Raw genomic sequence first — 25223 nt, 5'->3', positions numbered from 1 at the left:
GTAGCAAAACAGTGTGAAAACTGAGACAAGTGACCTTGGCCGGTCTGAAAGGCCCAAAACGCTGCGGGCCAGATCACTCGGTCTGAAGATCGACGGTAGCACAGGGCAGTGGAATTCGATTACAGATGTCGAAGGTGTTTCAGTTGGGTACACGACGCTGATCAGTGGCAACGGCGCACTCGAAGTCGGTTCTGGGCCAGTACGAACCGGGGTGACAGCCATCTTGCCCAGACCGACAGATCAGCTTTGCGATCCAGTAATGGCAGGCATATTCAGTTTGAACGGAAACGGAGAGCTTACCGGGTCGCACTATATTGAGGAAGCTGGAAAGCTCTCCTTGCCGATAGCTATTACAAATACGCATTCCTGCGGTCTTGCACGTGATGCGGTCATCAAATGGGCTGCCGCAAGGTTCCCTGACGTCTATGCCGAAGGTTTTGCGCTTCCGGTCGCCGCCGAAACCTATGATGGATTTCTGAATGACATCAACGGGTTTCACGTTGCAGACGCACATGTAATTTCCGCAATCGAACATGCCACGACTGGTCAGATACAAGAGGGCAGTGTTGGTGGCGGCACGGGGATGAAGTGCTTTGGTTTCAAGGCTGGATCAGGGACTTCCTCGCGGTTGGTGCAGTTTGATGGCTGCACTTATACGGTCGGCACATTTGTTCAGGCCAACTTTGGCGGCCGGACAGACCTGACCGTACTGGGCTATCCTCTGGGCAAAGAGATGAAAGAACCCGCTATGGTCAGGAATACTCATGACCCTGATCTAAGTTCGATCATCGTCGTTGTCGCGACTGACGCGCCAATGCTGCCGCATCAACTGAAACGCTTGGCGCGCAGGGCGACGCTTGGGGTCGGCAAAACGGGTGGCATTGCCCGACATGGGTCCGGAGACATCTTCTTGGCATTTTCGACGGCGAACAAGGTTCCGGATTTTCGCGCTTCCGAACGGTTGCTTCGCCTTGAGATGGTACCGGATGAACATCTTGACAGGTTCTTCGAGGCGGTCGTCCAATCCACTGAAGAGGCGATACTGAACAGTATGATCGCAAATTCGGACATGACCGGTCGCGACGACAACTTTGTGCCGGCAATTCCACATGGAGAACTCTTGCGCGTAGGATCGTAGATCCAAGGGGATAGCCTCCCGACCAGCCACAAAGCCGACCTTAGATCAACAGTGTCGAATGCACACTTCGTCCGCATAGCCGCCATAGTCTCGTAGTCGCCAAGCCCCGAATTGCTCAGCGCTAAATCAATCAAGATTCTACCATCAAATCCGATAAATCTCGCCAAACTTGGCTTCGAGATACGACAGCAACGGCTCGACCGATACGGGTTTGCCGGTTGCCCGTTCGATCACCTCGTTCGGCGCATAAAGCGCGCCGTGCTTTTGGACCTTGTCGCGCAGCCAGTCGGTCGCATAGCTGGCCTTGCCCTGTGCCAGTTGGGCATCCAGATCGGGGCAATCCTTGCGCAATCCTTCGTGCAAGCAACCAGCGTAAACATTGCCAAGGCTGTAGGTTGGGAAATAGCCAAACAGCCCCACCGCCCAATGCACATCCTGCAACACGCCGTTAGAGGCTTTATCGACCTCGTATCCGAAATCGGCGGCAAAGCGCGTGTTCCACGCCTCTTCCAGATCCGCCACGTCCAGTTGCCCTGCGATCAGGCGGCGCTCCAGGTCGAAGCGCAGCATAACATGCAGGTTATACTGCACCTCATCCGATTCCGTGCGGATATAGCCCTTCTCAAGCTGGTTGACCGTGCCGAAAAACGCATCCGCATTGCTGGCCGGAGCATAGCCAAAGCGATGCTCCATCCGGTCAAAAAGCCAGGACGCAAAAGCGCGCGAGCGGCCAAGCTGGTTCTCGTAAATCCGCGACTGGCTTTCATGCACCCCCATGGACGCACCGCATCCAATCGGCGTCAGTAAGAAGGCGCGATCGACGTTTTGTTCATAGCAGGCGTGACCGACCTCGTGAATGGTCGAGTAGATGCAGTTGAACGGATCGGCTTCGTTGGTGCGCGTTGTGATGCGCACGTCCAGACCCGACCCGGAGCTGAACGGATGCACCGCCTTGTCGATCCGTCCATGGGTCAGGTCATAGCCAAAACTGCGTGCCAGCTTGGCAGACAGTTTCATCTGTTTTCCGGCGGGATATGTGCCGATCACCTTTTCGGGCTGGTGGTCCGATCCAAGGGCGGCATCACGCAATTTTACCAACCGGGGGCGCATCGCATCGAACATGGTTTGTATGTCCTGACCCGACGCGCCCGGTTCGTAATCGTCCAGAAGCGCATCGTACAGATCGCCGCCATCCGCGAGCGCTGCGGCTTCTTCCCGACGCAGCGACACAATCTCTTCCAATACGGGTTGGAAGGCCTTGAAATCATCCTTGGCACGCGCGTCGGCCCACTTGCGCTGAGCGGCCGACGTCGCGCGCGCGATTGCCATCGACAAATCCACCGGCACTTTCAGCGCCCGGCTCCGTGCCCGCTTGATCTCGCGTATCTGGGCGGCATCGACGGGTGACAGGTCGCTTTTGTCGATGGCGCTTAGCCAATCGGCAATCCTTGGATCAATCCGCCGCGCGTGCAGGATGTTCTCCATCGCGGCCATTTCTTCTGCGCGCTGGGGCGCTGCCCCTTCTGGCATCACGGTTTCCTGATCCCAGCCAAGGCGGCCAGCGATTTCAGCCAGCGCCTGTGTGTCGCGCTGAAAGCCCATCAACTCGTCAAATGCGGTCATGTAGTAGTCCCCTCACTTTCGAATGGATTGCTCAGCGGGGTAGCCCGCCAGGAACCGGGCGTTCAGGATCAGAACCCAGGTCAGGATGGCGCCTACTTGATGGGTGATCGCCACATGCAAAGGGGATGCCTGCAACACCGTGGTGATGCCCAGCACCACCTGCCCCAGTACCATCAGCGCGGCAAGCGTGAAACCCGACCGCACCATCTGGTTGCCCGATCGGCGCGAGACGCGCCAAACGACAATCACATAGATAACCAGCAAATAGCCCGTTATCCGATGCATGAACTGCACAAGTCCCGCGTTTTCAAAGAAGTTGCGCCAGACCGGGCTCAGGTCGAACGCATCCGGCGGGAAAAACTGACCCGCCATCCACGGCCAGTCGACAAAGCTGCGACCGGCATCAATCCCGGCAACAAGTGCGCCCAAAAGGATCTGCAACAGCGCCAAATGCATCAGGCCGGTTCCCATGCCGAACAATTTGCTCTCGCGCCCGCGCCTTGCGGCCATGAGGCTGGCCTCTTTCCGGCCCAACATCAGCACGTACCATGCGATCAGGCCCAGTATGACGAAGGCCAGACCCAAGTGGATCGCCAGTCGATATGATGCCACATCGACCCGGTCCCCAGACAGGCCGGAGGAGACCATCCACCAGCCAATCGCCCCCTGCGCCCCCCCAAGCGCCCCAAGAAGCAACAACCGGCCGGTCCAACCATTGGGAATCTTACGCGCAGCCAGAAAGCCAAAGAAGCCAATGGCCCAAACCAGACCGATGAAACGGCCCAATTGGCGATGGCCCCATTCCCACCAGTAGATGGATTTGAAATCGGCCACCTCCATACCCGAGTTTTGCAACTTGAACTCGGGTATCTGCTGATATTTCTCAAATTCCGCCGCCCAATCGGCATCGTTCATCGGCGGCATCGCCCCGGTGAACGGGGCCCATTCGGTGATCGACAGACCCGAATCCGTCAGTCGCGTCAGACCGCCGACCACAACCATCAACGCAACCAACACGAACAGAAGCATCAGCCACAGCCGAACGGCTCTGCGCGCAGCCCCGCCGCCTGCCCCCCGCTCGATCATCCCCGCTTTCGGGGCGGTGCGCGACGCGGTGCTGTCGTCGCTGACTTCTTCAAAAATGCTGCGGGGTTTGGACATACGGCTCTCCCATAGGCTTTGGCGCGATACTCGTTTACTTGGGCCAGATTGCCAAGGGGGCAAGCCCCAAGAAAATCCATGAAATTCGGCCTGTTTCCCGGTCAATTCCGGTCCTTTTGGTTGCCCCTGCTATTGGCCCGATGATATAGTCACCCGAACAACATATAGTGTGAAACACACCAAAACGGCGGACAACGTGACAGACACCCCAGAACCCCCTGAGCAGACAGACGAAATGCAGCCTGAACGTCCCCATTACGACGGTCCTCAGATCACCATCGAAGAAGAGATGAAAGCCTCGTATCTCGATTACGCGATGAGCGTGATCGTGAGCCGGGCGATCCCTGATCTGCGCGACGGTTTGAAGCCGGTGCACCGCCGCATCCTCTATGCGATGTACGAGACCGGGAATTCGCATGACAAACCGTACCGCAAGTCTGCCCGTCCGGTGGGCGACACGATGGGTAAATACCACCCGCATGGTGACAGTGCGATCTATGACGCGTTGGTGCGCATGGCGCAGCCGTTTTCCATGTCGCTGCCGCTTCTGGATGGTCAGGGAAACTTCGGATCAATGGACGGCGACAATGCTGCGGCCATGCGATATACCGAAGTGCGGATGGACAAGCCGGCCGCCTCGTTGCTGGCCGACATCGAAAAAGACACGGTCGATTTTCAGGACAATTACGACGGCAAGGATCTTGAGCCGACCGTCCTGCCCGCCCGCTTCCCGAACATGCTGGTCAATGGTGCGGGTGGCATCGCTGTCGGTATGGCCACCAACATCCCGCCCCACAATCTGGGCGAAGTCATCGACGGCACGCTGGCGCTGATCGAGAACCCCGACCTGACCTCGGAAGGGTTGATGGACTACATCCCCGGCCCCGATTTCCCAACCGGCGGCATCATGCTGGGCCGGTCAGGCGCACGAAAGGCGTATCTGGAAGGCCGTGGCAGCGTCATCATGCGCGCCAAGACGCGGATCGAGGAAATTCGCAAAGACCGCTATGCTATCGTGCTGGATGAAATCCCCTATCAGGTGAACAAGGCTTCGATGATCGAAAAGATCGCCGAACTTGTGCGGGACAAGCGGATCGAAGGCATTTCGTCAGTTCAGGATGAAAGCGACCGGATCGGTGTCCGCGTGGTAGTCGAACTGAAACGCGATGCGACGCCCGAGGTCGTGCTGAACCAGTTGTTCCGCTACACGCCAATGCAAACTTCGTTCGGCTGCAACATGCTGGCCCTGAACGGCGGGCGGCCCGAGCAACTGACGCTTCGTGATTTCCTGAGCTATTTCGTGAGCTTCCGGGAAGAAGTTGTCACACGCCGAACAGCTTTTGAACTACGCAAGGCGCGTGAACGCAGCCATGTTTTGTGTGGTCTGGCCGTGGCCGTTACCAATGTCGATGAAGTGGTCGCGACCATCCGTGCCTCGCACGATCCGGCCGACGCCCGCGCCAAGCTGATGGAGCGTCGTTGGCCCGCACGGGATATCGCCGAATACATCCAGCTGATCGACGATCCGACCCACAAAATGAACGAGGACGGGACATATAACCTGTCCGAGACCCAGGCCCGTGCGATCCTTGAGCTGCGTCTGCAACGCCTGACCGCCATGGGCGTGAAAGAGGTGACGGACGAACTTCAAGAACTTGCTGCAAAGATCAGAGATTACTTGGATATCCTTCGGTCTCGCGAACGGATCATGGCGATCATTTCGGACGAACTGACCGAGGTGAAAGAGGCTTACACCGTCCCCCGTCGCACCGAAATCGTCGATTGGTCCGGCGACATGGACGACGAAGACCTGATCGAGCGCGAAGATATGGTTGTTACCATAACCGCAAGCGGATGGGCCAAGCGCACGCCGCTGGCCGATTTCCGCGCGCAGAAACGCGGTGGCAAGGGTCTGTCGGGAATGCAAACCAAGGACGAGGATGCGATCACCACGCTTTTCGTCGCCAATACGCATACTCAGCTACTGTTCTTCACCGATGACGGTATGGCCTACAAGTTGAAAACCTGGCGCCTGCCCCAAGGGGGCCGCACCGCGAAGGGCAAGCCGCTGGTGAACATCCTGCCAATTCCGACGGGTGTTTCGATCGCGGCCATCCTGCCGGTGGATCGCGATGAAAAAGACTGGGACGATCTGCAAATCGTTTTCGCGACGTCCAAGGGTTCGGTGCGACGCAACCGCCTGTCGGATTTCACCAACGTCATGCGCAACGGCAAGATTGCGATGAAGTTCGAAGGCGAAGACGAAGGCACCCGCCTGATCAACGCCCGGATTTGCGATGAAAACGATGACGTGATGCTGGTCACGTCTGCCGGGCGGGCAATCCGCTTCCCCGTGACGGATGCGCGGGTCTTCAATTCGCGGTCTTCGACCGGTGTGCGCGGCATCAAGCTGGTAAATGACGGGGACGAGGTCGTCTCGGCCTCGGTCATCCGCCATTTCGAGGCCACCCCGGAAGAGCGCACGGCTTTCATCAGGCGTTTCCGCTCGGAATTGGGCAGTGATACTGCCGACGACGAAAACGGCGAGGTTTCGGGCGATCTGTCGGAAGAGCGGTATCAGGAGATGCTGGCGGCCAACGATCTGCTTGTTACGATCAACAAGGGCGGCATCGGCAACCTGAACTCCAGTCACGACTACCGCGTCAGCGGACGTGGCGGTCAAGGGGTCGCGGCCATGAAAGGCGGCGAAATCGTCGCTTGCTTCCCGATCGAGATCGACGATCAGATCATGCTGGCCACCTCGAAAGGCCAGTCGATCCGTTGCCCGGTCAACGGCATCAGCTTCCGCTCGCGCGGGGCCGGCGGGGTCAAGGTGTTCAACACCGGCAAAGGGGAAGAGGTCGTGTCGGTCGCGCGGATTGCCGAAAAATCCGAGGATGAAGACCGCGAAGGCGGGACAAACGACGTCACGGGCAGCGAAAGCTGATCCCGTGGCAAATCGTCTGGCTCTGGTTGCCTTCCTGACCGATGATTATGATCGTGCAATTGCCTGGTTCTGCGATGTGCTGCGGTTCGAGCTTTTGGAAGACACCGACATGGGCGGCGGCAAACGTTGGGTGCGCATGGCCCCGACGCCGGATGCAGACACAGCGTTTCTGATCGCCAAAGCCACGGGCGCGCAAGCTGAAACCATCGGTAAACAGGCTGGAGGTCGCGTTGGCCACTTCCTGTTCACCGATGATTTTGACGCGATGGCTGCGCATATGAAGGCTCAGGGTGTCACCTTCCGCGAAGCCCCGCGTGATGAACCCTATGGCAAGGTTGTGGTGTTTGAAGACCTGCACGGCAATCCATGGGATCTAATGCAGCCAAAGCCGTAATCCCACCCTTCCCTTCGGCACGATGATCGCCTATCTGCACCCCATGACTGACAAAACACTACACATCGTGGGCGGCGGCATGGCCGGGTCCGAGGCCGCATGGCAAGCCGCACATATGGGCGTGGACGTGGTGATCCACGAAATGCGCCCCAAGGTCGAAACCTTTGCACATCAAACTGGCGATTTTGCCGAAATGGTGTGTTCGAACTCGTTTCGGTCCGATGACGATGAACAAAACGCGGTGGGTCTTCTGCATTGGGAAATGCGTCAGGCTGATGGGCTGATCATGTCCAGCGCCGACCAGAACCGCCTGCCCGCTGGCGGCGCATTGGCGGTGGACCGCGATGCCTTCGCGCAATACGTCACGGAAAAGCTGCGCGCATTGCCAAATGTCCGTGTCGAATATGATGAGGTGAGTGAACTGCCCACAGACGGGCATTGGATATTCGCCACCGGCCCCCTGACGTCCCCCGCCTTGGGCGAAGCGATCGCGCGCGAAACCGGAACGGATCGGCTGGCCTTTTTCGACGCCATCGCGCCCATCGTGTACGCCGACAGCATCGACATGGATGTGGCTTGGGCGCAGTCGCGCTATGATAAGGGGGAGACCGAGGAAGAGCAGAAGGCTTACCTGAACTGCCCCATGACCAAGGACCAATACGAAGCCTTCATCGACGCGCTTCTCGCCGCCGACAAAACCGAGTTTCACGAGGGCGAAACCGCCACCTATTTCGACGGCTGCCTGCCGATCGAGGTGATGGCCGAACGCGGGCGTGACACGCTTAGGTTCGGCCCGATGAAACCGGTCGGTTTGACCAACGCCCATAAGCCGGATGACAAACCCTTTGCGGTGGTACAACTTCGTCGCGATAACACCTTGGGAACATTGTATAATATCGTCGGCTTTCAAACAAAGATGAAATACGGCGCACAGACCGACGTGTTCAGGATGATCCCCGGTCTGGAAAACGCATCCTTCGCGCGTCTGGGCGGAATACACCGGAACACGTTCATGAACTCGCCGACACTGCTGGACCACCAAATGCGCCTGAAATCGCGCCCCAATCTCAGGTTTGCAGGTCAGGTCACGGGCGTCGAGGGCTATGTGGAAAGCGCGGCGATGGGTTTGCTGGCCGGGCGACTTGCGGCCGCCGAGATCCATGGGAAAGCCCTGCCAGAGGTGCCACAGGATACCGCCATGGGCGCGCTGATTCACCACATCACCGGCGGGGCCGAGGCGAAGTCCTTTCAACCGATGAATGTCAATTTCGGTCTGTTTCGCCCGGTTGACGGGCTAAAGGGCGGGCGACGCGGACGCAAAGACCGCTACAAGGCCTATACGGATCGCGCCAAGGACGCGTGGGTCAACTGGCTGGCGCAGACCGCTTGAAGGTGCGCGCGTATATGGCTGATTTCATAACGCGTTTCGCTCCAAGCCCAACAGGCCCCCTGCATCTTGGCCACGCCTATTCTGCCATGCTGTGCCACGATATGGCACGCACAGCAGGCGGTCAGTTTCTTCTGAGGATGGAGGATACGGACCTTCAGCGCAGCAAGCCTGAATGGGATGCGCTTATTCGCAAGGATCTGGCTTGGCTCGGTCTGTACTGGGATGGACCGGTCCTGCGCCAATCTGCGCAACTTACCTCCTATGACGGCTATCTCACTCAACTCGCGGCGCTCGATCTACTCTACCCCTGCTCGTGTAGCCGCGCCGATATTCGCGCCGCCCTGTCCGCGCCGCAAGAAGGTCAACCGCACGATGTCTATCCCGGCACCTGCAAATCGCGCGCAATGTCTGACCGCAATAAGGGCGACGCGCTGCGTCTTCACCTTGACCGTGCCCTGGCTCTGCTGGCGGATGACCTGCCGAGATTTCAGGAAACAGGCAAAACACACAAGGGTGCCCATAATATCGACCCCGAACAGGCAGCACAGCAGATTGGCGACGTGGTCTTGTCACGCAAGGGGGAAGACATCATCGCCTATTTCCTTGCCTCGGCCATCGACGATGCCACGCAAGGCATCACCCATGTGATCCGCGGTGAAGACCTCTTTGATTTCACCGCCATTCAGGTGATCCTGCTGACCCTCCTGAACCTGCCCGTTCCCACGTATCATCACCATCGGCTGATCCGCGATGAAAACGGAAAACGTCTGGCCAAGCGGGATGATGCCCGCGCCATCTCGACCTATCGCGACGAAGGCAAAACGCCTGATCAGATACGCCAGATGGTTGGCCTCTGATCCCCGGTTTCTTCTGGCCAAAAATATCCTGCGGGGGTCCGGGGGTGCAAAACCCCCGGTGCAGGGCTCAGACCATCGGCGCCATGATTTCTACTTCTTCACCGTCCTGAACAGACGTATAGAAACAGCTGCGCCTGTTGGTATGACAGGCCGGGCCAGTTTGGTGCACCGTCACCAACAGGCAATCACGGTCGCAATCGACACGAAAATCGACCAGCTCCTGCACGTGCCCCGATGTCTCACCCTTGACCCAGAACGATTGACGAGACCGCGACCAATAGGTGACGCGCCCCGTCGCCAGCGTGCGCTCGACGGATTCGGCATTCATCCAAGCCATCATCAACACATCCCCTGTCTGTGCATCCTGTGCGATGGCGGGGATCAACCCCTTGTCATCATATCGCAAACTGCCGGCGTCGAATTTCATGGCGCGTCCTTTCCAATTGCCTGCCCACACCCTATGTAGACCGGGATACCGCGACGGAAAAGGCAGGACGCATGAGCGACAGCGACCTAATCAAACTTTATTCGAAACATATCCTTGCCCTGGCCGCGGCCATTCCCCATCTTGGCTCTCTCCAGGACCCGCAGGGAGAGGCCAAGGCGCGCTCACCCCTCTGTGGCTCGACCGTGACTGTCGGGGTTGCTCTGACTGATGGTGCGGTTTCCCAGTTTGCGCAGAATGTGAAGGCCTGTGCGCTGGGTCAGGCATCGGCCGCCATTCTGGGAAAAGTCGTGATCGGACTGGATCGCGAGACATTGCAACAAGGCCGCGACGCCCTGCATGCAATGCTGACAAAGGACGGCCCCGTCCCCTCGGCGCCTTTTGAAGGGTACGAAGTTCTGCTGCCGGCCAGGGATTTCAAGAATCGCCATGCCTCGATCCTTTTGCCTTTCGACGCCACGCTCAACGCCATCGACGCCACATAAAAAAACCGCCGCGCTCCTGGCAGGGAGGCGGCGGCAGTTGCGGCTCGGGATTTCCGGGTCCGGTGCAGGAATGAGGCAAAACACCGGAACGTGGGACAGGCGACGGGCAGTGAACCGTCTGGACGCATCGACATTGGGACATGATGCAGTGTCCGGACCCTGAGCTGGCAGAAACTGGGTTTGGGGTCAGATCATCCCCGGCAGATGCAGCGCGCCAAACAGCACGACAAGCAAGGACATCCCCCCGATCGCATCCTGCCAGATGGTGGCGGATGATCGGGTCAATACGGCTTTTACGTCATGCAACATGGTGTATCTCCTGCTCTCTCGTCTGGTGGCATCTTGGGGTTGCCATCCGTTTTGTTGCCCTTTTGTTCGCATATTCTCAGGCGTCTTGTAAAGAACTTTTTAAGAACATTTGTGAACTTTTGAGAACGGATGCGCTAACCCACTGAAATCAAACGGATCGCCTCGTCCTGTCTCATCAACCAGAGCAGAACACGGGCGGCGTGGCCGCGCGGGCTGGTCAGGTCCGGGTCTTGTTGCAACAAAAGCCGCGCGTCTTTCTGGGCCACCGCCATCAGCCCGGCCTGATGTTCCAAGTCACCCACCCAGAACCGTGGCAGGCCCGACTGCGCGGTGCCCAGCACATCGCCCGCGCCGCGCATCGCAAGGTCGGCCTCCGAGATCACGAACCCGTCCTCGGTGTCGCGCATCACCGCCAGGCGCTTTTCGCCACCTTCGGTCAGGGGCGGTTGATACATCAGCAGACAGGTCGACGCCGCCTGCCCGCGCCCGACCCGCCCGCGCAACTGGTGCAACTGCGCCAGTCCGAAATGCTCGGCCCGTTCGATCACCATGATCGAGGCATTGGGCACATCCACCCCGACCTCGATCACCGTGGTCGCCACAAGCAGCTTGGTCTTGCCCGCGACGAAATCTGCCATCGCGGCATCTTTCTCGGCCGGTGGCATCTGGCCGTGCACCATCCCCACCACGCCTTCACCCAAGGCGGCGCGCAGGTGTTTGAACCGTTCTTCGGCGGCGGTCAGGTCCATGACCTCGCTTTCGTCGACCAGTGGGCAGACCCAATAGGCCTGCGCCCCATCGGCCATCGCGCGACGCAGCCGCTCGACCACCTCGTCGATCCGGCCCGAGGACACCAACACCGTCTTGATCGGTTTGCGCCCCGGCGGCTTTTCATCCAGCACCGAGACATCCATGTCGCCATATTGCGCCAGAGCAAGACTGCGCGGGATGGGCGTTGCGGTCATCACCAGCACATCTGCGGCCTGCCCCTTCGCCCCCAACTCCATCCTTTGCGCCACGCCAAAGCGGTGCTGTTCATCGACGATGGCCAGGCGAAGGTCATGAAATTCGACATCTTTCTGAAACACCGCATGGGTGCCGACAAGGATGTGGATATCGCCCTTAGCCAAAGCCTCCAGCTTTGCGCGCCGCTCGCCCCCCTTGTCGCGCCCGGTCAGGATTTCAACGACGACACCGGCTGCCTCGGCCAAGGGCCGCAGACCTTCCAGATGCTGGCGGGCCAGAATTTCCGTGGGCGCCATCATCACGCCCTGCCCGCCTGCCTCGACCGCAATCAGCAGCGACAGAAGCGCCACCAGCGTCTTGCCCGACCCGACATCCCCCTGCAACAAACGGTTCATCCGCTTGCCCGAGGCCAGATCGGCACCGATCTCCTCGACCGCGCGGGTCTGGGCACTGGTTGGTTTGTAAGGCAGGGCTGCCAGCACCTTGGCCTGCAACTCCCCCGTGCCTACGCTGACCCGCCCCTTTCCGCGCCGCACCTTGGCGCGGGCCAGCGCCAGCGTCAGTTGGTGGGCGAAAAACTCGTCATAGGCCAGCCGTCTGCGCGTCGGCGATTGCGGCGACAGGTCATCGGCCCCTTCGGGCGTATGGGCCGCCATCAGAGCCTTGTGCCAGTCAGGCCAGTGTTCGCGTTTTTTCCACTCCGGATCGATCCACTCCTTCAGGGTCGGAAGACGGGTCAGAACCTCGCCCACACCCTTGGCGATCGTGCGCCCGGTCACACCGGCGGTCAGGCGATAGACCGGTTCGAAATCCGGGATGCTGGCCGCATCTTTCGGCGTCACGATATAATCGGGATGGACGATTTGCAGCTTGCCATCGAAACTTTCGACTTTGCCGGAAATCACGCGTTTTTCCCCTTCGGGAAGTTGCTTACCCAACCAAGCCGCGTTGGCATGGAAAAACACCAGTTCGAACGCCGTCAGCGCGTCGCGCACCTCGACCCGATAAGGCGCCGATTTCGTGCGGCCGGGTCGATGCTGCACCACGTCAATTTCCACCGTCGCCATATCGCCCGGCTGCACCTCGGTGATCGAGGCGCGGAATTTGCGGTCGATGCCCGCATGGGGCAGCCAAAAAAGCAAATCACGCGGCAGCTCAATTCCCAGCGTTCCCAAAGCCTTGGCGGTCTTTCCTCCGATACCGCCCAGGGTTTCCAGATCGGCAAACAGCGGAAACAGGATTTCGGGCCGGGTTGCCATGGATCACGCGTCCCCGATCAGGGTCAGCCAGCCGTCTTCGTCGATGGTTTCCACCCCCAGATCGGCGGCCTTCTTGGCCTTCGAACCAGCGCCCGGCCCGGCCACCAACAGGTCGGTTTTGCTTGAGACCGAGCCAGAGACCTTCGCCCCCAACGCCTCGGCCCGTGCCTTGGCTTCGGCGCGGGTCATCTTTTCAAGCGTTCCGGTGAACACCACGACCTTGCCCGCCACGGGGCTACCATCTGTCTTGGGGGCGGCGACAGGTTGCACATCCAGCTCTGCCACCAACCTGTCGATCGAAGCACGCTCAGCCTTTTGCGAGAACGCAGCGACCAGCGACCCGGCCATCACCGTCCCAACACCGTCGATCGAAACCAGATCATCCCATTCGGGCGTGTCGGGTTCGGCTGCTGTCACGGCAGTTTCGAACGCGTCCCACGTGCCGTAATGGCGGGCCAGCAGGTTTGCAGCACTTTCGCCCACATGGCGGATACCAAGGGCGAAAATCACTTTATTCAAAGGAATTGCGCGACGATCTTCAATTGCGGCAAACAGGTTGTCGGCGCTTTTGTCGCCCCAGCCGTCGCGGTTCTTCAAGCGGGCAATGCTGTTTTTATCCCGCGCCGCTAGGGTGAAAATATCCGCGGGTTCCCGGATGGTCAGCGTATCATCGTGGTAAAACATCTCGACCTGTTTGGCGCCCAGACCTTCGATGTCAAACGCCCCGCGACTGACGAAATGTTTCAACTTCTCAACGGCTTGCGCGGGGCAGATGATCCCGCCCGAGCAGCGGCGCACCGCGTCGCCTTCTTCGCGGATGGCATCTGATCCGCATTCCGGGCAGGTCTGTGGAAATTCGTAAGGCTGCGCATCCTTAGCCCGCTTCGACAGGTCCACGTCCGAGATCTTGGGGATCACATCGCCGGCGCGATAAACCTCGACCCAATCCCCCACGCGAATGTCTTTCCCATCCCGTATGACCTCGCCCTTGTTGTCACGACCGGCGATGTAATCCTCGTTATGCAGGGTGGCGTTCGATACGACCACGCCCCCCACCGTCACCGGGGTCAGACGCGCCACGGGGCTAAGCGCCCCGGTGCGACCCACCTGAATGTCGATCGCTTCCAGACGGGTCCAGGCGCGTTCGGCCGGAAACTTGTGGGCAATCGCCCAACGCGGTGTGGTCGAACGGAAGCCCAGACGCGCTTGCAACCCGAGATCATCGACCTTGTAGACAACCCCATCAATGTCATAGCCCAATGTAGCGCGTTGGGTTTCAATGGCGTGGTAATGCGCCACCATCGCTTCCAGATCGGTGAAGCGTTGGGTCAACGGATTGGTTTGAAAGCCTAGTTCCGCCAGACGCTCCACCGCGCCCAATTGCGTATCCGACAAGGGAGCACTTAGCGCGCCCCAAGCATAGGCGAAGAAGCGCAGCGGGCGGTCTGCGGTGATCTTTGCATCCAGCTGACGCAGCGATCCGGCGGCGGCGTTGCGCGGGTTGGCAAAAGTCTTTCCGCCCCGTTCGGCTTGCCGCGCATTCAGGGCGGCGAAGTCCTCATGCGACATGTAAACTTCACCCCGCACCTCCAGCACGTCGGGTGCGCCGTCCAACATTTCAGGAATGTCCGCGACCGTCCGTGCGTTCTCGGTTACGTTTTCGCCGACCGCACCATCGCCACGCGTTGCGGCATGGATCAGGCGGCCCTTTTCATAACGGATGGACAGCGACAGCCCGTCAATTTTCGGCTCCGCCGTATAGGCAAGTTCGGCCTCGGAACCCAGCCCCAGAAATGATCGGATGCGGGCATCGAACTCGGGCACGTCATCGTCTGAAAACGCATTGCCCAGCGACAACATCCGCACCTCATGCGTGATCTTGCCGAACCCTTCGGATGGCGTGGCCCCCACCTGATCCGTGGGACTGTCCGCGAGCTTCAGATGGGGAAACCGATCCTCGATCGCCGCATTCCGCCGTTTGGCCGCGTCATACTCAGCATCGGAAATCGTTGGCGCGTCGTCGGTGTGATAGGCCCGGTTTGCGGCAGACAACAGCTCGGCCAACCGCATCAATTCTTCACGGGCTGCCGCCTCGGTCAGGTCTTTTACGTCTGTTTCGGCTGTCGCGCGCATGGCTCCCCCACACCTGTTTTCAATGTGATAGGCCCCGTCTCGTGCCCCGTCCAGCCCCGATGCAGAGCATCCGCATGACGAAACCGCTTCAAGGCCCTGAAAACCGCGTGATTCAGCGTGATGACCGCTTGTCCCCTATTGCCGACGCCCCGCGCAGTGCCTAAGTTTCGCTGGGTAACACCGGGGAACGGGTTTTCATGAACGACCACGACGACCACGCGAAGCGCAAGCGGCGCCCTTTTGCCGGGCTGCGCAACAACTTCCTTGCGGGGCTTGTTGTTGTGGTGCCGATTGCTGTGACCATGTGGATGATCTGGACCTTCGTGGGCTGGATCGACAGCTGGGTTCTGCCCTTTGTGCCCGCGCGGTATCATCCCGACAGCCTGATCGACACGTTTTTCGGTGACAGCGAATGGTTCAAGATGCTGTTTGGCGAGGATGTGCGCATCAACGTCCGCGGACTGGGCGTCGTGGTCTTTCTGCTCTTCACCGTGTTTGTCGGCTGGATCGCCAAGGGTCTGATCGGGCGGTCGTTTCTGGCCTGGGGGGAAAGCCTTGTCGACCGGATGCCGGTCGTGCGATCGCTTTACAATGGCATCAAACAGATTGCCGAGACCATTTTCAGCCAATCGACCGAAACCAAGTTCGACAAGGCCTGTCTGGTCGAGTACCCCCGCAAGGGGATCTGGGCCATCGCCTTCATATCGACAAAGGCCAAGGGTGAGATTGACACGCGTATCCCGGTGGACGAAGACATCATATCGGTGTTTCTTCCGACAACACCCAATCCCACTTCGGGTTTTCTGTTGTTTGTGCCCCGTCATTCCGTCATCGAACTTAAGATGACGGTCGAGGATGCGGCGAAGCTGGTCATCTCTGCCGGTCTTGTTTACCCAAACGGGAAAGACCCCACGACACCCCCGGAAATCACCGATAAATGACTTATCTGGTCACGCCTGCAGTCACAGGCTTCGCAACTGGTTTTTCCCTGATCCTGGCGATTGGCGCGCAGAACGCTTTTGTTCTGCGTCAGGGTCTGTTGCGTCAGCATGTGTTTTGGCTGTGCCTGTTCTGTGCGGCCTCGGATGCGCTGTTGATCGCCGCCGGTGTGCTGGGCTTTGGCGCCTTGGTCGAAGCCTGGCCCAAACTGCCCCTGATCATGGCGCTGGCGGGGGCGGGATTTCTGATCGTCTATGGGGCGATGCGGTTTCTTGCCGCCATCAAAGGAAGTTACGCGATGGAGATTGCAGGGAAGTCCCGGTCTCTTGCCGCTGTCATTGCCATTGCCGCTGCCTTCACATGGGCCAATCCGCATGTCTATCTGGATACGCTTGGGCTGATTGGCGCAATCTCGACCTCGTTTGCCGATTGGGCGCAGCGAATGGCGTTCGGCGCTGGAGCTGTGACCTCCAGCTTCGTGTTCTTCTTCTCGCTCGGATATGGTGCACGGTTGCTGGCCCCCATCATGCAAAGACCCAGCGCATGGCGGGTGCTGGATGTCGTGATCGGACTGACCATGTGGGCCATCGCAGCAGGGCTGATCCGGGGCGTGGTGTCGGGGTCGATCGGTTAGCCGAACATCTCTTCCAGATCGACGGTGCCGCGTGTGTTCAGATCATTGCTATGCGCCACAAGAAATGCATCTGCCGCCGCCCGGCCTGCATCTTTCAACCGATGCAACGTCACCGACGACGGCACCAGTTTGGTCGCTGTGCTGAGGTCGCGCATCAGTTCATCGTCCGAAATCATGTGCACCAGAACATCACGCATCTGACCTGACGACAGCTGCCCTGCCGCGATCAGGCGTTTGACAAAATTGATCGCCCGAAGCTCGCGCAGCAGCGATGAATTGAAGCTGATTTCGTTGATCCGGTTCTGAATGTCTGCCCCACTGTGTGGAATATCGTGTCGATACAATGGGTTGATGTTCACCACCACGATATCGGCGGGCAGCGCGGGATCGAACAGCGGAAACAGCGCCGGATTGCCGGTATAGCCGCCATCCCAGAACGCCTCGTCTGTGCCGGTCTTCGGATCGACCATTTCGACCGCCTGAAACACCGTCGGCAGACAGGCCGAAGCAAGGATCGCATCCGTGCTGATCTCGTCGCCACCAAAGACCCGGATTTTACCCGTGCGCACATTTGTGGCCGAGACATTCAGGCGCGGACCAATATCGGCACAAACCTTGTCATAGTCGAAACTCGCAACAATATCGCGCAGGGGATTTTTATAGAACGGCCCATAGGCATAAGGGCTGACGACGCGGCTGGCCATATCGGCCCAGATGAACATGGGCGAGGCTTGAAACGCTTGGCTGATCAGCTCGTTCTGCGGGGCAAACTGCGCAAACCACGAGGTCAGGCGCAGATCGTGCACCCCGGCCACCTTGTGCCACAGCGCATCCAGATTGGCGCGGGCGGCGTCACGATCCTGCCCTTTGCCATCCGCCACCAACCCGGCCTTCAGGGCCGCGCCATTCAGCGCACCCGCCGAGGTACCCGAGATCCCCGCGATCTCGATCCCTTCGTCTTCCAGCAGACGATCAAGAACGCCCCAGGTAAAGGCGCCATGGGCACCCCCGCCCTGAAGGGCCAGATTGATACGCTTTGGTTTTACCATCGCGGGTTACAGGGCCGTCCAGCCGCCATCGACGGAAATGGTCGTGCCGGTGATCTGCGCTGCCGCATCTGAACACAGGAAGACCGCTGTACCGCCCATCTGTTCCACCGTGGCGAACTCTTTCGATGGTTGGCGGGCCAGCATGACATCGCGCACCACCTCGTCCCGGCCCATATTGTGGGTCTTCATCTGGTCGGGGATCTGCGCCTCGACCAACGGGGTCAACACATAGCCCGGGCAGATCGCATTGCTGGTGATCGGGTCTTCGGCGGTTTCCAGACCAACCGTCTTGGTCAGGCCGACAATCCCGTGCTTGGCCGCGATATAGGCGGATTTGTAAGGTGACGCAGTCAACCCGTGGGCCGAGGCGATGTTGATCACCCGTCCCCACCCGGCTTTTCGCATCATCGGCAGCGCCGTTGCAATCGTATGAAAGGCCGAAGTCAGGTTAATCGCGATGATGGCATCCCATTTTTCCGTCGGGAACTCATCGACGGGGGCCACGTGCTGAATGCCGGCGTTGTTGATCAGGATATCGCACTGCCCGCTTTTCTCGATCAGGGCGCGGCATTGATCGGCTTTTGACATATCCGCCTGAATATACCGTGCCGTAACACCGAATTCCTTGGCGATATCGCCGGCCAGCGCATGGTCTTCGTCGTTGTCGGTGAACGAATTCAGAACAACATCCGCACCCGCCCGCGCCATTTCGCGCGCGATTCCAAGCCCGATACCCGAATTTGATCCTGTGATGACCGCGGTCTTGCCGTCCAGCGATGTCGTGATGGCCATGGTGATCCCTTCTCAGAAAACTTTTGTTGCGATGCAGCATAGCCCAAAGATCATTGCACGCCAGCGGTTTCCCATCCGCGTTCCGGCGTCTTTCGAAGGTTGGTTTTGTGACAGTGACCATCACAACGATTCTCTTGTCTCGGCCGGCGATAAGGTCATTTGGATTTCGACCATAAAAAAAACGCCCGCACGAAGCGGGCGTTAAGTTATTGAGGCAGGTTTCATACAGGCAAGAAACCTATCGAGCAGTGACACCTTTATAAGCGGTCACGCGCCGCGTTCCAAGCTAAAAGTTTGAAAAGACTATTTTACACCTCTAATGTTTCCCCAAACCAAATCAGGGATGTGAAGGAAGATGACGTTGATGAGAGCAGCACCCACAAAGACATTTCGCAGGCTGATCGGGGCGGTTTCTCTGTCGATCTTCGCCGCACATATAGGGTATGCAGAGCCCAAACATGGCATAGCTATGTATGGTGACCCTGTCCTTCCACCGGATTTTGTGTCCCTGCCCCATGTGAACGCCGATGCGCCCAAGGGCGGCAAAATCATCTTTGCCGAAGCCGGCAGCTATGATTCGCTGCATCCTGTGATCCGTAAGGGCGGCGCGCCGTGGCAGCTGCGTTTCATGCTGTTTGAAAGCCTCATGGGCCGCAGTTATGACGAGCCGTTCTCGCTTTATGGCCTTCTGGCCGAATCGGTCGAAACGAATGACGAGCGCACATGGGTCGAATATACCCTGCGCGAAGGCACGAAATTTTCCGATGGAAGCCCCCTGACCATCGAAGACGTGATGTGGTCTTACGAGGTGCTCGGAACCCTTGGCCATCCCCGCTATCACGGCGCCTGGAACAGTGTCAAAACGATGGAGCAGACCGGGCCCCGCTCGGTCAAATTCACCTTCAATACCGAAGATCGCGAATTGCCGCTTATTCTTGGGATGCGCCCCATCCTGAAAAAGGCACAGTGGGAGGGGAAGGATTTCGAAGCCTCGGGCATTGATGTAATCCCCATCGGGTCATCCCCTTACATGATCGGAGACTTTGAACCCGGCCGCTATCTGACCCTGAAGCGCAATCCCGATTACTGGGGCAAGGATGTGCCCTTCATGCGGGGGCAAGCCAATCTGGATGAAATCCGCTTCGATTACTATGGCGATGGCGATGTGACATTCGAAGCTTTCAAGGCAGGCGAAGCCACCACCCACCGTGAAACCAACCTGCAGAAATGGGCCACCCAGTTCGACTTCCCTGCGGTTCAGTCGGGCGACATCGTCTTGTCGGATATTCCCCATCAGCGCCCCACGGGCATCATGGGCTATGTGATGAACACGCGCCGCCCGGCCTTTACCGATATCCGGGTGCGGGATGCGATGATCCACGCGTTCAATTTCGAGTTCATCAACCAAAGCATCAATGCAGGTGCCAAGAAACGCATCCTGTCTTATTTCCATAACTCGGTTCTGGGTATGGAGCCGGGCCAACCGGCCGAGGGCCTCGTGCGTGACATGCTTATGGAATATGACGATCTGCCCGAAGGTGCGGTCGAAGGATACGCCCTGCCCGTCTCGGACGGATCGGCGCGCAACCGTGATGGTCTGCGCCGCGCAATGGAGTTGATGGAAGACGCTGGCTGGACCGTTCAGGATGGCGTTATGAAAAACGCGGAAGGTCAGCCGTTCACGTTCGAGATATTGTTGAACACCGGATCATCTGAAAACCGGCAGGAAATCGACATCTTTGCCAGTGCGCTGGAACGCCTTGGCATCACGCCCACGATCACCTCGATCGACAGTGCGCAATATAAAGAGCGGACCAACGCATTCGATTTCGACATGGCCTATTACTGGCGCGGTTTGTCGCTCAGCCCCGGCAACGAACAGAAGCTCTATTGGGGATCGGAGAGCGCAGACAAGGAGGGCACTCGCAACTGGATGGGCGTGAAAAGTGCCGCCATTGACGGGTTGATCAATACGATGCTGAACGCCAAGGGCCAGGACGAGTTTCGTGCGGCGACCAAGGCTTTGGATCGCGTGTTGACAGCTGGTCGCTATGTGATCCCTCTGGGTTACACCGACCTGTCGCATATTGCCCATGTGAAAGAGCTGAAATTCCCGGAACGTGTGCCGATGTATGGCGACTATCTCGGTTTTCAGCCCGAAATCTGGTGGTACGAGGAATAGGCTTGCCCAACCCCCGCCCCCGCGTTACGGCCCTGTAAGACTTCCGGGTTAATCCAGACGCAAAACGGGCGGGGAATCACCGTATGGGACTTTTTGAGCGGTATCTGTCGCTTTGGGTGGCGCTGTGCATTTTGGCAGGCGTGCTGTTGGGGAACGTCGCGCCAGACCTGTTTTCGGTGATCGCCGGGATCGAGTTCGCGAAGGTCAACCTGGTGGTCGCGGTGCTGATCTGGATCATGATCTATCCGATGATGGTGCAGGTCGATTTCGCCTCGATCAAGGATATCGGCAAACGGCCGAAGGGCCTGGTCCTGACACTGGTCATCAACTGGCTGATCAAGCCCTTCACCATGGCCGCTTTGGGCTGGCTGTTCTTTCGCGTGATCTTCGCAGATTTTGTCGACCCGGAAACCGCAAGTGAATACATCGCGGGCATGATCCTGCTGGGCGTCGCCCCCTGCACCGCGATGGTCTTTGTCTGGAGCCAACTGACCAAGGGCGATCCTGCCTATACGCTGGTGCAGGTCAGCGTGAATGACGTGATCATGATCTTTGCCTTTGCGCCGATTGCAGCCTTTCTGCTGGGTATCAGTGAGGTCACCGTGCCATGGCAAACGCTGCTTTTGTCCGTGGTGCTTTATGTGGTCTTGCCTCTTGCTGCCGGTGTCTGGACCCGCCATCGCCTGTTGCAATCCGGCGAGGCGCGCGTGAATGCGTTCCTTGCCCGGTTGAAACCGTGGTCGGTGATCGGCCTGCTGGCGACCGTGGTGCTTCTGTTCGGCTTTCAGGCCCAAACCATTCTGGCCCAACCGCTGGCCATCGTGCTGATCGCCATTCCGCTCTTGATCCAGACCTACGGCATCTTCGCCATCGCCTATGGCACCGCGCGCGCTTTGAAACTGCCCCACAACATCGCCGCCCCGGCGTGTATGATTGGCACATCGAACTTCTTCGAACTGGCCGTTGCCGTCGCCATTTCTCTCTTCGGCCTGAATTCTGGCGCGGCCTTGGCCACCGTGGTCGGGGTGCTGGTCGAGGTGCCCGTCATGCTGTCGCTTGTGGCCTTCGCCAACAGGACACGACATTGGTTTCCGGGGTGAGGGTACGGTTCGAGGTGCTTCAAAGTAAATGCGCCACTCATGCAGGTGTTAGTCCGCTTTGAGCCCATAAAGACGGATGCTGCAATATGCGCGAATGTCAGCAGTCCATTAGACTACTGTTGTGTGACGTGCTCAACGATTGCTGCGCCAACTCTGGCCGCCGCAGCGTTTCTTCTGGCGAAACTTGCCTTGGTTTCTGTTATGAATAGCGAAGCAACGACGGGCAGTCTTCCTGGTGGGTAGATCACGGCTACAATCGATCTTGACCCGTAACCGCCGGCACCAGTCCGGTCATCTATCGTCCAGTCGGAGGGAAGCGCAGCACGAAACAGCGCATCCGCAACGCGATGATCCGCAAGCCAAGCACGCAGTGTTGCCCGTGAAGCCGGTGCAAGAGCATTCCCCAAAATCAAGTGTTCAGCAGATTGTGCCATGGCGCGCGGACTGGTCGTATCACGCGGATCGCCCGGAACAGCCGCGTTTAGCTCGGTCTCCCGTCGGTCAAGCCGTGTTGTTTGATCACCAATTAATCTGAGATAGGCAGTCAGTGCGTCTGGCCCGCCAAGTGCCGATAAGACGATATTTGCAGCGGTATTATCGCTCACGGACAGCATCATTCCGCAAGCATTGCCTAGAGAGACTTCCAAATTGCCTGCTTGTTTATGGGCTTCTAACGCTGGCGAGTACTCGACGAACTCAACATCTTGCAATCGTACTGTATCTGTCAAACTGGCCTCGCCGATCTCAACTCGGTGAAGAAGTGCGCCGCATGCCAGAAGCTTGAACGTACTGTTCAATGGGAATCTATCTTCTGCCGCATAGGCGATCACCTCCCCAGTTTGCGTATCGTGCATATAGAAACCAACGCGAGCCCCCAAATCACTTTCTATACTGCGAACCGCATCGATAATCGGTTCCGCGCATGCACCGATGGGCAGGCACAATGCGAAAAATATCCCGTTTACAATGACCCTGATCTGCGTTGGTAGCTTGTACATGACGCCACTTCTGGCAGCATAAGCCGCTGGGAGCAATGTTACACAGGTCAAAGCGGTCATTGGCGCAGGCGCAGCGAAACGGCGCTCTGTCCGCAACGCAGACCTTCTACTCTTGCCAAACCTCACACCAGCGACGTCACCCACAGGATGGTCGCATCCTCGGCACTGGTTGAAATCACGTTGTGGCCCATCGAGGCGTCGTAATAGGCGCTGTCGCCGCGCTTCATTTCGACCGGTTCATAGAACTCGGTGATCAGGCGGATGGCGCCGGTCAGGACATAAAGGAATTCCTCGCCATCATGGCGCACCCAACCGTCGAACTCGTCAAACGACCGCGCCCGCACCCGCGCGCGATAGGGCAGCATGGTCTTCTTAGTCAGGGCACCGGCCAGCAACTCATGCTCATAGGTGGTGGTGGCGTAGGCCGCGCCCTCGCCCGTTTTGGTCACCGCCATACGGCCTGATACTTGCGCCGCTTTGGGGGCGGTAAACAGTTGCGGGACCGAGATTTCAAGCCCGACCGCCAGCTTTTTCAGCGCCTCATAGGTCGGCGACATCTGACCGTTCTCGATCTTGGACAGGGTCGAGCGGGCCAACCCGGCCTGCCGCGCCGCCTGCTCCAGCGTCCAGCCGCGTGACTTGCGCAGGTCGCGCACCCGCGCGCCGAGGTCCAGCGGGCTGGGGTCGGGACACTCGTCCCCGTTTTCACGGGCCAGACGGATCAGGCTGGGTTGTTCGGGCGTTGTCATGCGCTTTCAATACACGGAAACCCGAATGATGCAACTGCACGCCCTTGCAAGTGCCGGCCGGGATTGGCACATCTCACGCATGTTGTCAGAGTTTCGCCCCACCGCCCCACTGCCCGCCCCGCCAAAGGCCTTTAACATGGCGCGCTATGTGCTGACCCATGCGGCGGATCTGGGCGACAAGACGGCCTTGTCTGTTGTGACACCGGTTGGCACGGGCGAAACCCATTGGACCTATGGCCAGTTGGATCGTGCCGTGCGCGGGGTGGCCGGTGGCCTGCTGGCGCAAGGGCTGACACCGGGCGACCGGGTGCTTTTGCGGCTTGGCAACACGGTTGATTTTCCGTTGGCCTTTCTGGGGGCGATTGCAGCCGGGCTGGTGCCGGTGCCAACCTCGTCTCAACTGACCGAGGCCGAGATCACCAAGATGGCCGCGATGATCAGCCCCAGGATGATCATTGCGGGCAATGAGATTGCCTTGCCGTCCGGCACCGATGCACCGGTTCTGGATGTGAGGGCGTTGCACATGCTGTCCGAACACACTCCCGCACCGTTTCATATGGGCGACCCCGAACGACCGGGCTACATCGTTTTCACGTCCGGCACATCGGGGAAGGCGCGGGCCGTGGTGCATGCCCATCGCGCGATTTGGGCGCGACGGATGATGTGGGACGGCTGGTATGGGCTGACGCGTGACGATCGGCTGATGCACGCAGGCGCGTTCAACTGGACCTATACGCTGGGCACCGGGTTGATGGACCCGTGGTCCGTGGGGGCAACCGCGCTGATTCCAGCGGCAGGCACCACCTCCGATCAGCTTGGACCCTTGCTGGCACGCGAGGGCGCGACGATCTTTGCCGCCGCTCCCGGAGTTTATCGCCAGATGTTGCGCACGACCCTGCCCGCCCTGCCCGCCTTGCGTCATGGATTGTCAGCAGGCGAGAAACTGCCCGCGGTCACGCGCGCGCGATGGATCGACGCCACGCAGAAACCAATCCACGAAGCCTATGGCATGTCGGAATGCTCGACCTTCATCTCGGGCGCGCCAAGCCACCCCGCCCCGACCGGAACGCTGGGTTATCCACAACCCGGACGCCATATCGCAGTGCTGGACGCCGATGGTCAGATCACGCCACGCGGCACACCCGGTATCATGGCAGTGCATCGCAGCGATCCGGGTCTGATGCTGGGATATCTTGGTGCCGAACAGGACACAAAGAATCGCTTTTCGGCTGATTGGTTCCTGACCGGCGACACTGTCAGCATGGCCGCCGACAGTGCCATCACCTTCGAAGGCCGGTCCGACGACATTATGAACGCCGGCGGTTTTCGGGTCTCTCCGATCGAGGTCGAGGCCGCGATGGCCCTGCATCCCGGCATTCACGAAGCTGCCTGCGCCGAAGTGGCCGTGAAAGACGACGCGACCACCATCGCCTGTTTCTATACGCCTGAGAACGAGCCGACCCCGGAAGACCTGCTTTCGGCCCACGCCCACGCGCATCTGGCGCATTACAAGTGCCCCCGGCTGTTCATTCCACTCGACACCCTGCCGCGCGGTGCCAACAACAAGCTGCTGCGCGCCACACTTCGTGAACGATTTGAAGCCGGAGAGCTCACCCAACTGTGATCCGCAACACTTCCCATTCCTGACAATCCCCGGTAGAGCTTTGCCCAAG

Annotated in this window: 21 protein-coding genes; 11 read left to right on the top strand and 10 right to left on the bottom strand. The window is 59.1% G+C overall.

Annotated elements, in window-relative coordinates; all coding sequences use genetic code 11:
- Positions 1–13: 13 nt before the first annotated feature.
- Positions 14–1138 carry a P1 family peptidase gene (locus tag J3R80_RS00600; protein ID WP_275391814.1) on the top strand — a complete coding sequence of 375 codons (1125 nt, stop codon included), beginning with the start codon at positions 14–16 and terminating at the stop codon, positions 1136–1138.
- A gap of 144 nt (positions 1139–1282) precedes the next feature.
- Here J3R80_RS00600 and J3R80_RS00595 read toward each other — a convergent pair whose 3' ends face one another.
- A complete protein-coding gene (locus J3R80_RS00595; RefSeq protein WP_275391813.1) occupies positions 1283–2761 on the bottom strand; it encodes a carboxypeptidase M32 in 1479 nt (492 codons plus the stop codon).
- A 12-nt stretch (positions 2762–2773) separates the two neighbouring features.
- Positions 2774–3922 (bottom strand): heme A synthase, encoded by a 1149-nt coding sequence (ctaA, locus tag J3R80_RS00590; protein ID WP_275391812.1) that lies wholly within the window; start codon positions 3920–3922, stop codon positions 2774–2776.
- A 196-nt stretch (positions 3923–4118) separates the two neighbouring features.
- On the opposite strand from ctaA, the gene gyrA reads away from it, so the two are divergent.
- From gyrA to gluQRS, 4 genes are read left to right on the top strand one after another with little or no spacing between them, the layout of a single operon-like run.
- Positions 4119–6869: a DNA gyrase subunit A gene (gene gyrA, locus J3R80_RS00585; protein WP_275391811.1), complete on the top strand. Its 2751-nt coding sequence runs from the start codon at positions 4119–4121 to the stop codon at positions 6867–6869.
- A complete protein-coding gene (locus J3R80_RS00580) occupies positions 6820–7263 on the top strand; it encodes a VOC family protein (protein ID WP_275391810.1) in 444 nt (147 codons plus the stop codon). Before gyrA ends, J3R80_RS00580 begins: the two co-directional genes overlap by 50 nt.
- A 43-nt stretch (positions 7264–7306) precedes the next feature.
- A complete protein-coding gene (trmFO, locus tag J3R80_RS00575) occupies positions 7307–8653 on the top strand; it encodes a methylenetetrahydrofolate--tRNA-(uracil(54)-C(5))-methyltransferase (FADH(2)-oxidizing) TrmFO (protein ID WP_275391809.1) in 1347 nt (448 codons plus the stop codon).
- A 14-nt stretch (positions 8654–8667) separates the two neighbouring features.
- Positions 8668–9510, top strand: a complete 843-nt coding sequence (gluQRS, locus tag J3R80_RS00570) for a tRNA glutamyl-Q(34) synthetase GluQRS (protein WP_275391808.1) — start codon at positions 8668–8670, stop codon at positions 9508–9510.
- Positions 9511–9577: 67 nt separating this feature from the next.
- Here gluQRS and hisI read toward each other — a convergent pair whose 3' ends face one another.
- The gene (gene hisI, locus J3R80_RS00565; RefSeq protein ID WP_275391807.1) at positions 9578–9937 is read right to left on the bottom strand and encodes a phosphoribosyl-AMP cyclohydrolase; all 360 of its coding nucleotides are present in this window, start codon (positions 9935–9937) and stop codon (positions 9578–9580) included.
- A gap of 71 nt (positions 9938–10008) precedes the next feature.
- Between hisI and J3R80_RS00560 the strand changes: the two genes are divergently transcribed.
- On the top strand, positions 10009–10440 hold the full coding sequence (locus J3R80_RS00560) for an iron-sulfur cluster assembly scaffold protein (RefSeq protein WP_275391806.1): 432 nt from the start codon (positions 10009–10011) through the stop codon (positions 10438–10440).
- Positions 10441–10626: 186 nt separating this feature from the next.
- Here the strand turns inward: J3R80_RS00560 and J3R80_RS00555 are convergent, their stop codons facing one another.
- The 3 genes from J3R80_RS00555 to ligA all read right to left on the bottom strand — a co-directional run bounded on the left by J3R80_RS00555 (position 10627) and on the right by ligA (position 15107).
- Entirely contained in the window at positions 10627–10749 is a 123-nt protein-coding gene (locus J3R80_RS00555) for a hypothetical protein (protein ID WP_275391805.1), read from the bottom strand.
- A gap of 134 nt (positions 10750–10883) precedes the next feature.
- Positions 10884–12974, bottom strand: a complete 2091-nt coding sequence (recG, locus tag J3R80_RS00550) for an ATP-dependent DNA helicase RecG (protein ID WP_275391804.1) — start codon at positions 12972–12974, stop codon at positions 10884–10886.
- 3 nt (positions 12975–12977) lie between these two features.
- Positions 12978–15107, bottom strand: coding sequence for an NAD-dependent DNA ligase LigA (gene ligA, locus J3R80_RS00545; RefSeq protein ID WP_275391803.1), 2130 nt, complete (start codon positions 15105–15107; stop codon positions 12978–12980).
- A gap of 197 nt (positions 15108–15304) precedes the next feature.
- Between ligA and J3R80_RS00540 the strand changes: the two genes are divergently transcribed.
- Together J3R80_RS00540 and J3R80_RS00535 are read left to right on the top strand one after the other, a co-directional pair.
- Positions 15305–16048, top strand: a complete 744-nt coding sequence (locus tag J3R80_RS00540) for a DUF502 domain-containing protein (RefSeq protein ID WP_275391802.1) — start codon at positions 15305–15307, stop codon at positions 16046–16048.
- Positions 16045–16680 (top strand): LysE/ArgO family amino acid transporter, encoded by a 636-nt coding sequence (locus J3R80_RS00535; RefSeq protein WP_275391801.1) that lies wholly within the window; start codon positions 16045–16047, stop codon positions 16678–16680. The genes J3R80_RS00540 and J3R80_RS00535 overlap by 4 nt, the downstream gene beginning before the upstream one ends.
- Here the strand turns inward: J3R80_RS00535 and J3R80_RS00530 are convergent.
- Positions 16677–17729, bottom strand: a complete 1053-nt coding sequence (locus J3R80_RS00530; RefSeq protein ID WP_275391800.1) for a patatin-like phospholipase family protein — start codon at positions 17727–17729, stop codon at positions 16677–16679. The genes J3R80_RS00535 and J3R80_RS00530 overlap by 4 nt on opposite strands.
- A gap of 6 nt (positions 17730–17735) precedes the next feature.
- Positions 17736–18521: a 3-hydroxybutyrate dehydrogenase gene (locus J3R80_RS00525; protein ID WP_275391799.1), complete on the bottom strand. Its 786-nt coding sequence runs from the start codon at positions 18519–18521 to the stop codon at positions 17736–17738.
- A gap of 469 nt (positions 18522–18990) precedes the next feature.
- On the opposite strand from J3R80_RS00525, the gene J3R80_RS00520 reads away from it, so the two are divergent.
- Positions 18991–20703: an extracellular solute-binding protein gene (locus J3R80_RS00520; RefSeq protein ID WP_275392243.1), complete on the top strand. Its 1713-nt coding sequence runs from the start codon at positions 18991–18993 to the stop codon at positions 20701–20703.
- An 83-nt stretch (positions 20704–20786) separates the two neighbouring features.
- Positions 20787–21803, top strand: a complete 1017-nt coding sequence (gene arsB / locus J3R80_RS00515; RefSeq protein ID WP_275391798.1) for an ACR3 family arsenite efflux transporter — start codon at positions 20787–20789, stop codon at positions 21801–21803.
- Between the two features lie 113 nt (positions 21804–21916).
- On the opposite strand, the gene bla is transcribed toward arsB, so the two are convergent.
- A complete protein-coding gene (gene bla, locus J3R80_RS00510) occupies positions 21917–22801 on the bottom strand; it encodes a class A beta-lactamase (protein ID WP_275392242.1) in 885 nt (294 codons plus the stop codon).
- Between the two features lie 122 nt (positions 22802–22923).
- Positions 22924–23550: an XRE family transcriptional regulator gene (locus J3R80_RS00505; RefSeq protein WP_275391797.1), complete on the bottom strand. Its 627-nt coding sequence runs from the start codon at positions 23548–23550 to the stop codon at positions 22924–22926.
- A gap of 79 nt (positions 23551–23629) precedes the next feature.
- Here J3R80_RS00505 and J3R80_RS00500 point away from each other — a divergent pair, with 79 nt between their 5' ends.
- Positions 23630–25174 (top strand): class I adenylate-forming enzyme family protein, encoded by a 1545-nt coding sequence (locus J3R80_RS00500; RefSeq protein ID WP_275392241.1) that lies wholly within the window; start codon positions 23630–23632, stop codon positions 25172–25174.
- Positions 25175–25223: the final 49 nt, after the last annotated feature.

The sequence above is a fragment of the Aliiroseovarius sp. Z3 genome, from assembly GCF_029105185.1.
Taxonomy (GTDB): Bacteria; Pseudomonadota; Alphaproteobacteria; order Rhodobacterales; family Rhodobacteraceae; genus Aliiroseovarius.
Note: the sequence above shows the minus strand (reverse complement) of the source record. Positions and strands in the feature narration are given on the sequence as shown.

Coding starts and splice junctions, on each gene's coding strand:
- arsB (WP_275391798.1), top strand. CDS start 20,787: ATGGGACTTTTTGAGCGGTATCTGTCGCTTTGGGTGGCGCTGTGCATT.
- trmFO (WP_275391809.1), top strand. CDS start 7,307: ATGACTGACAAAACACTACACATCGTGGGCGGCGGCATGGCCGGGTCC.
- recG (WP_275391804.1), bottom strand. CDS start 12,974: ATGGCAACCCGGCCCGAAATCCTGTTTCCGCTGTTTGCCGATCTGGAA.
- J3R80_RS00535 (WP_275391801.1), top strand. CDS start 16,045: ATGACTTATCTGGTCACGCCTGCAGTCACAGGCTTCGCAACTGGTTTT.
- J3R80_RS00520 (WP_275392243.1), top strand. CDS start 18,991: ATGTATGGTGACCCTGTCCTTCCACCGGATTTTGTGTCCCTGCCCCAT.
- J3R80_RS00525 (WP_275391799.1), bottom strand. CDS start 18,521: ATGGCCATCACGACATCGCTGGACGGCAAGACCGCGGTCATCACAGGA.
- ctaA (WP_275391812.1), bottom strand. CDS start 3,922: ATGTCCAAACCCCGCAGCATTTTTGAAGAAGTCAGCGACGACAGCACC.
- J3R80_RS00530 (WP_275391800.1), bottom strand. CDS start 17,729: ATGGTAAAACCAAAGCGTATCAATCTGGCCCTTCAGGGCGGGGGTGCC.
- J3R80_RS00580 (WP_275391810.1), top strand. CDS start 6,820: ATGAAGACCGCGAAGGCGGGACAAACGACGTCACGGGCAGCGAAAGCT.
- J3R80_RS00500 (WP_275392241.1), top strand. CDS start 23,630: ATGTTGTCAGAGTTTCGCCCCACCGCCCCACTGCCCGCCCCGCCAAAG.
- J3R80_RS00595 (WP_275391813.1), bottom strand. CDS start 2,761: ATGACCGCATTTGACGAGTTGATGGGCTTTCAGCGCGACACACAGGCG.
- bla (WP_275392242.1), bottom strand. CDS start 22,801: ATGTACAAGCTACCAACGCAGATCAGGGTCATTGTAAACGGGATATTT.
- J3R80_RS00555 (WP_275391805.1), bottom strand. CDS start 10,749: ATGTTGCATGACGTAAAAGCCGTATTGACCCGATCATCCGCCACCATC.
- J3R80_RS00560 (WP_275391806.1), top strand. CDS start 10,009: ATGAGCGACAGCGACCTAATCAAACTTTATTCGAAACATATCCTTGCC.
- J3R80_RS00540 (WP_275391802.1), top strand. CDS start 15,305: ATGAACGACCACGACGACCACGCGAAGCGCAAGCGGCGCCCTTTTGCC.
- hisI (WP_275391807.1), bottom strand. CDS start 9,937: ATGAAATTCGACGCCGGCAGTTTGCGATATGATGACAAGGGGTTGATC.
- ligA (WP_275391803.1), bottom strand. CDS start 15,107: ATGCGCGCGACAGCCGAAACAGACGTAAAAGACCTGACCGAGGCGGCA.
- J3R80_RS00505 (WP_275391797.1), bottom strand. CDS start 23,550: ATGACAACGCCCGAACAACCCAGCCTGATCCGTCTGGCCCGTGAAAAC.
- gluQRS (WP_275391808.1), top strand. CDS start 8,668: ATGGCTGATTTCATAACGCGTTTCGCTCCAAGCCCAACAGGCCCCCTG.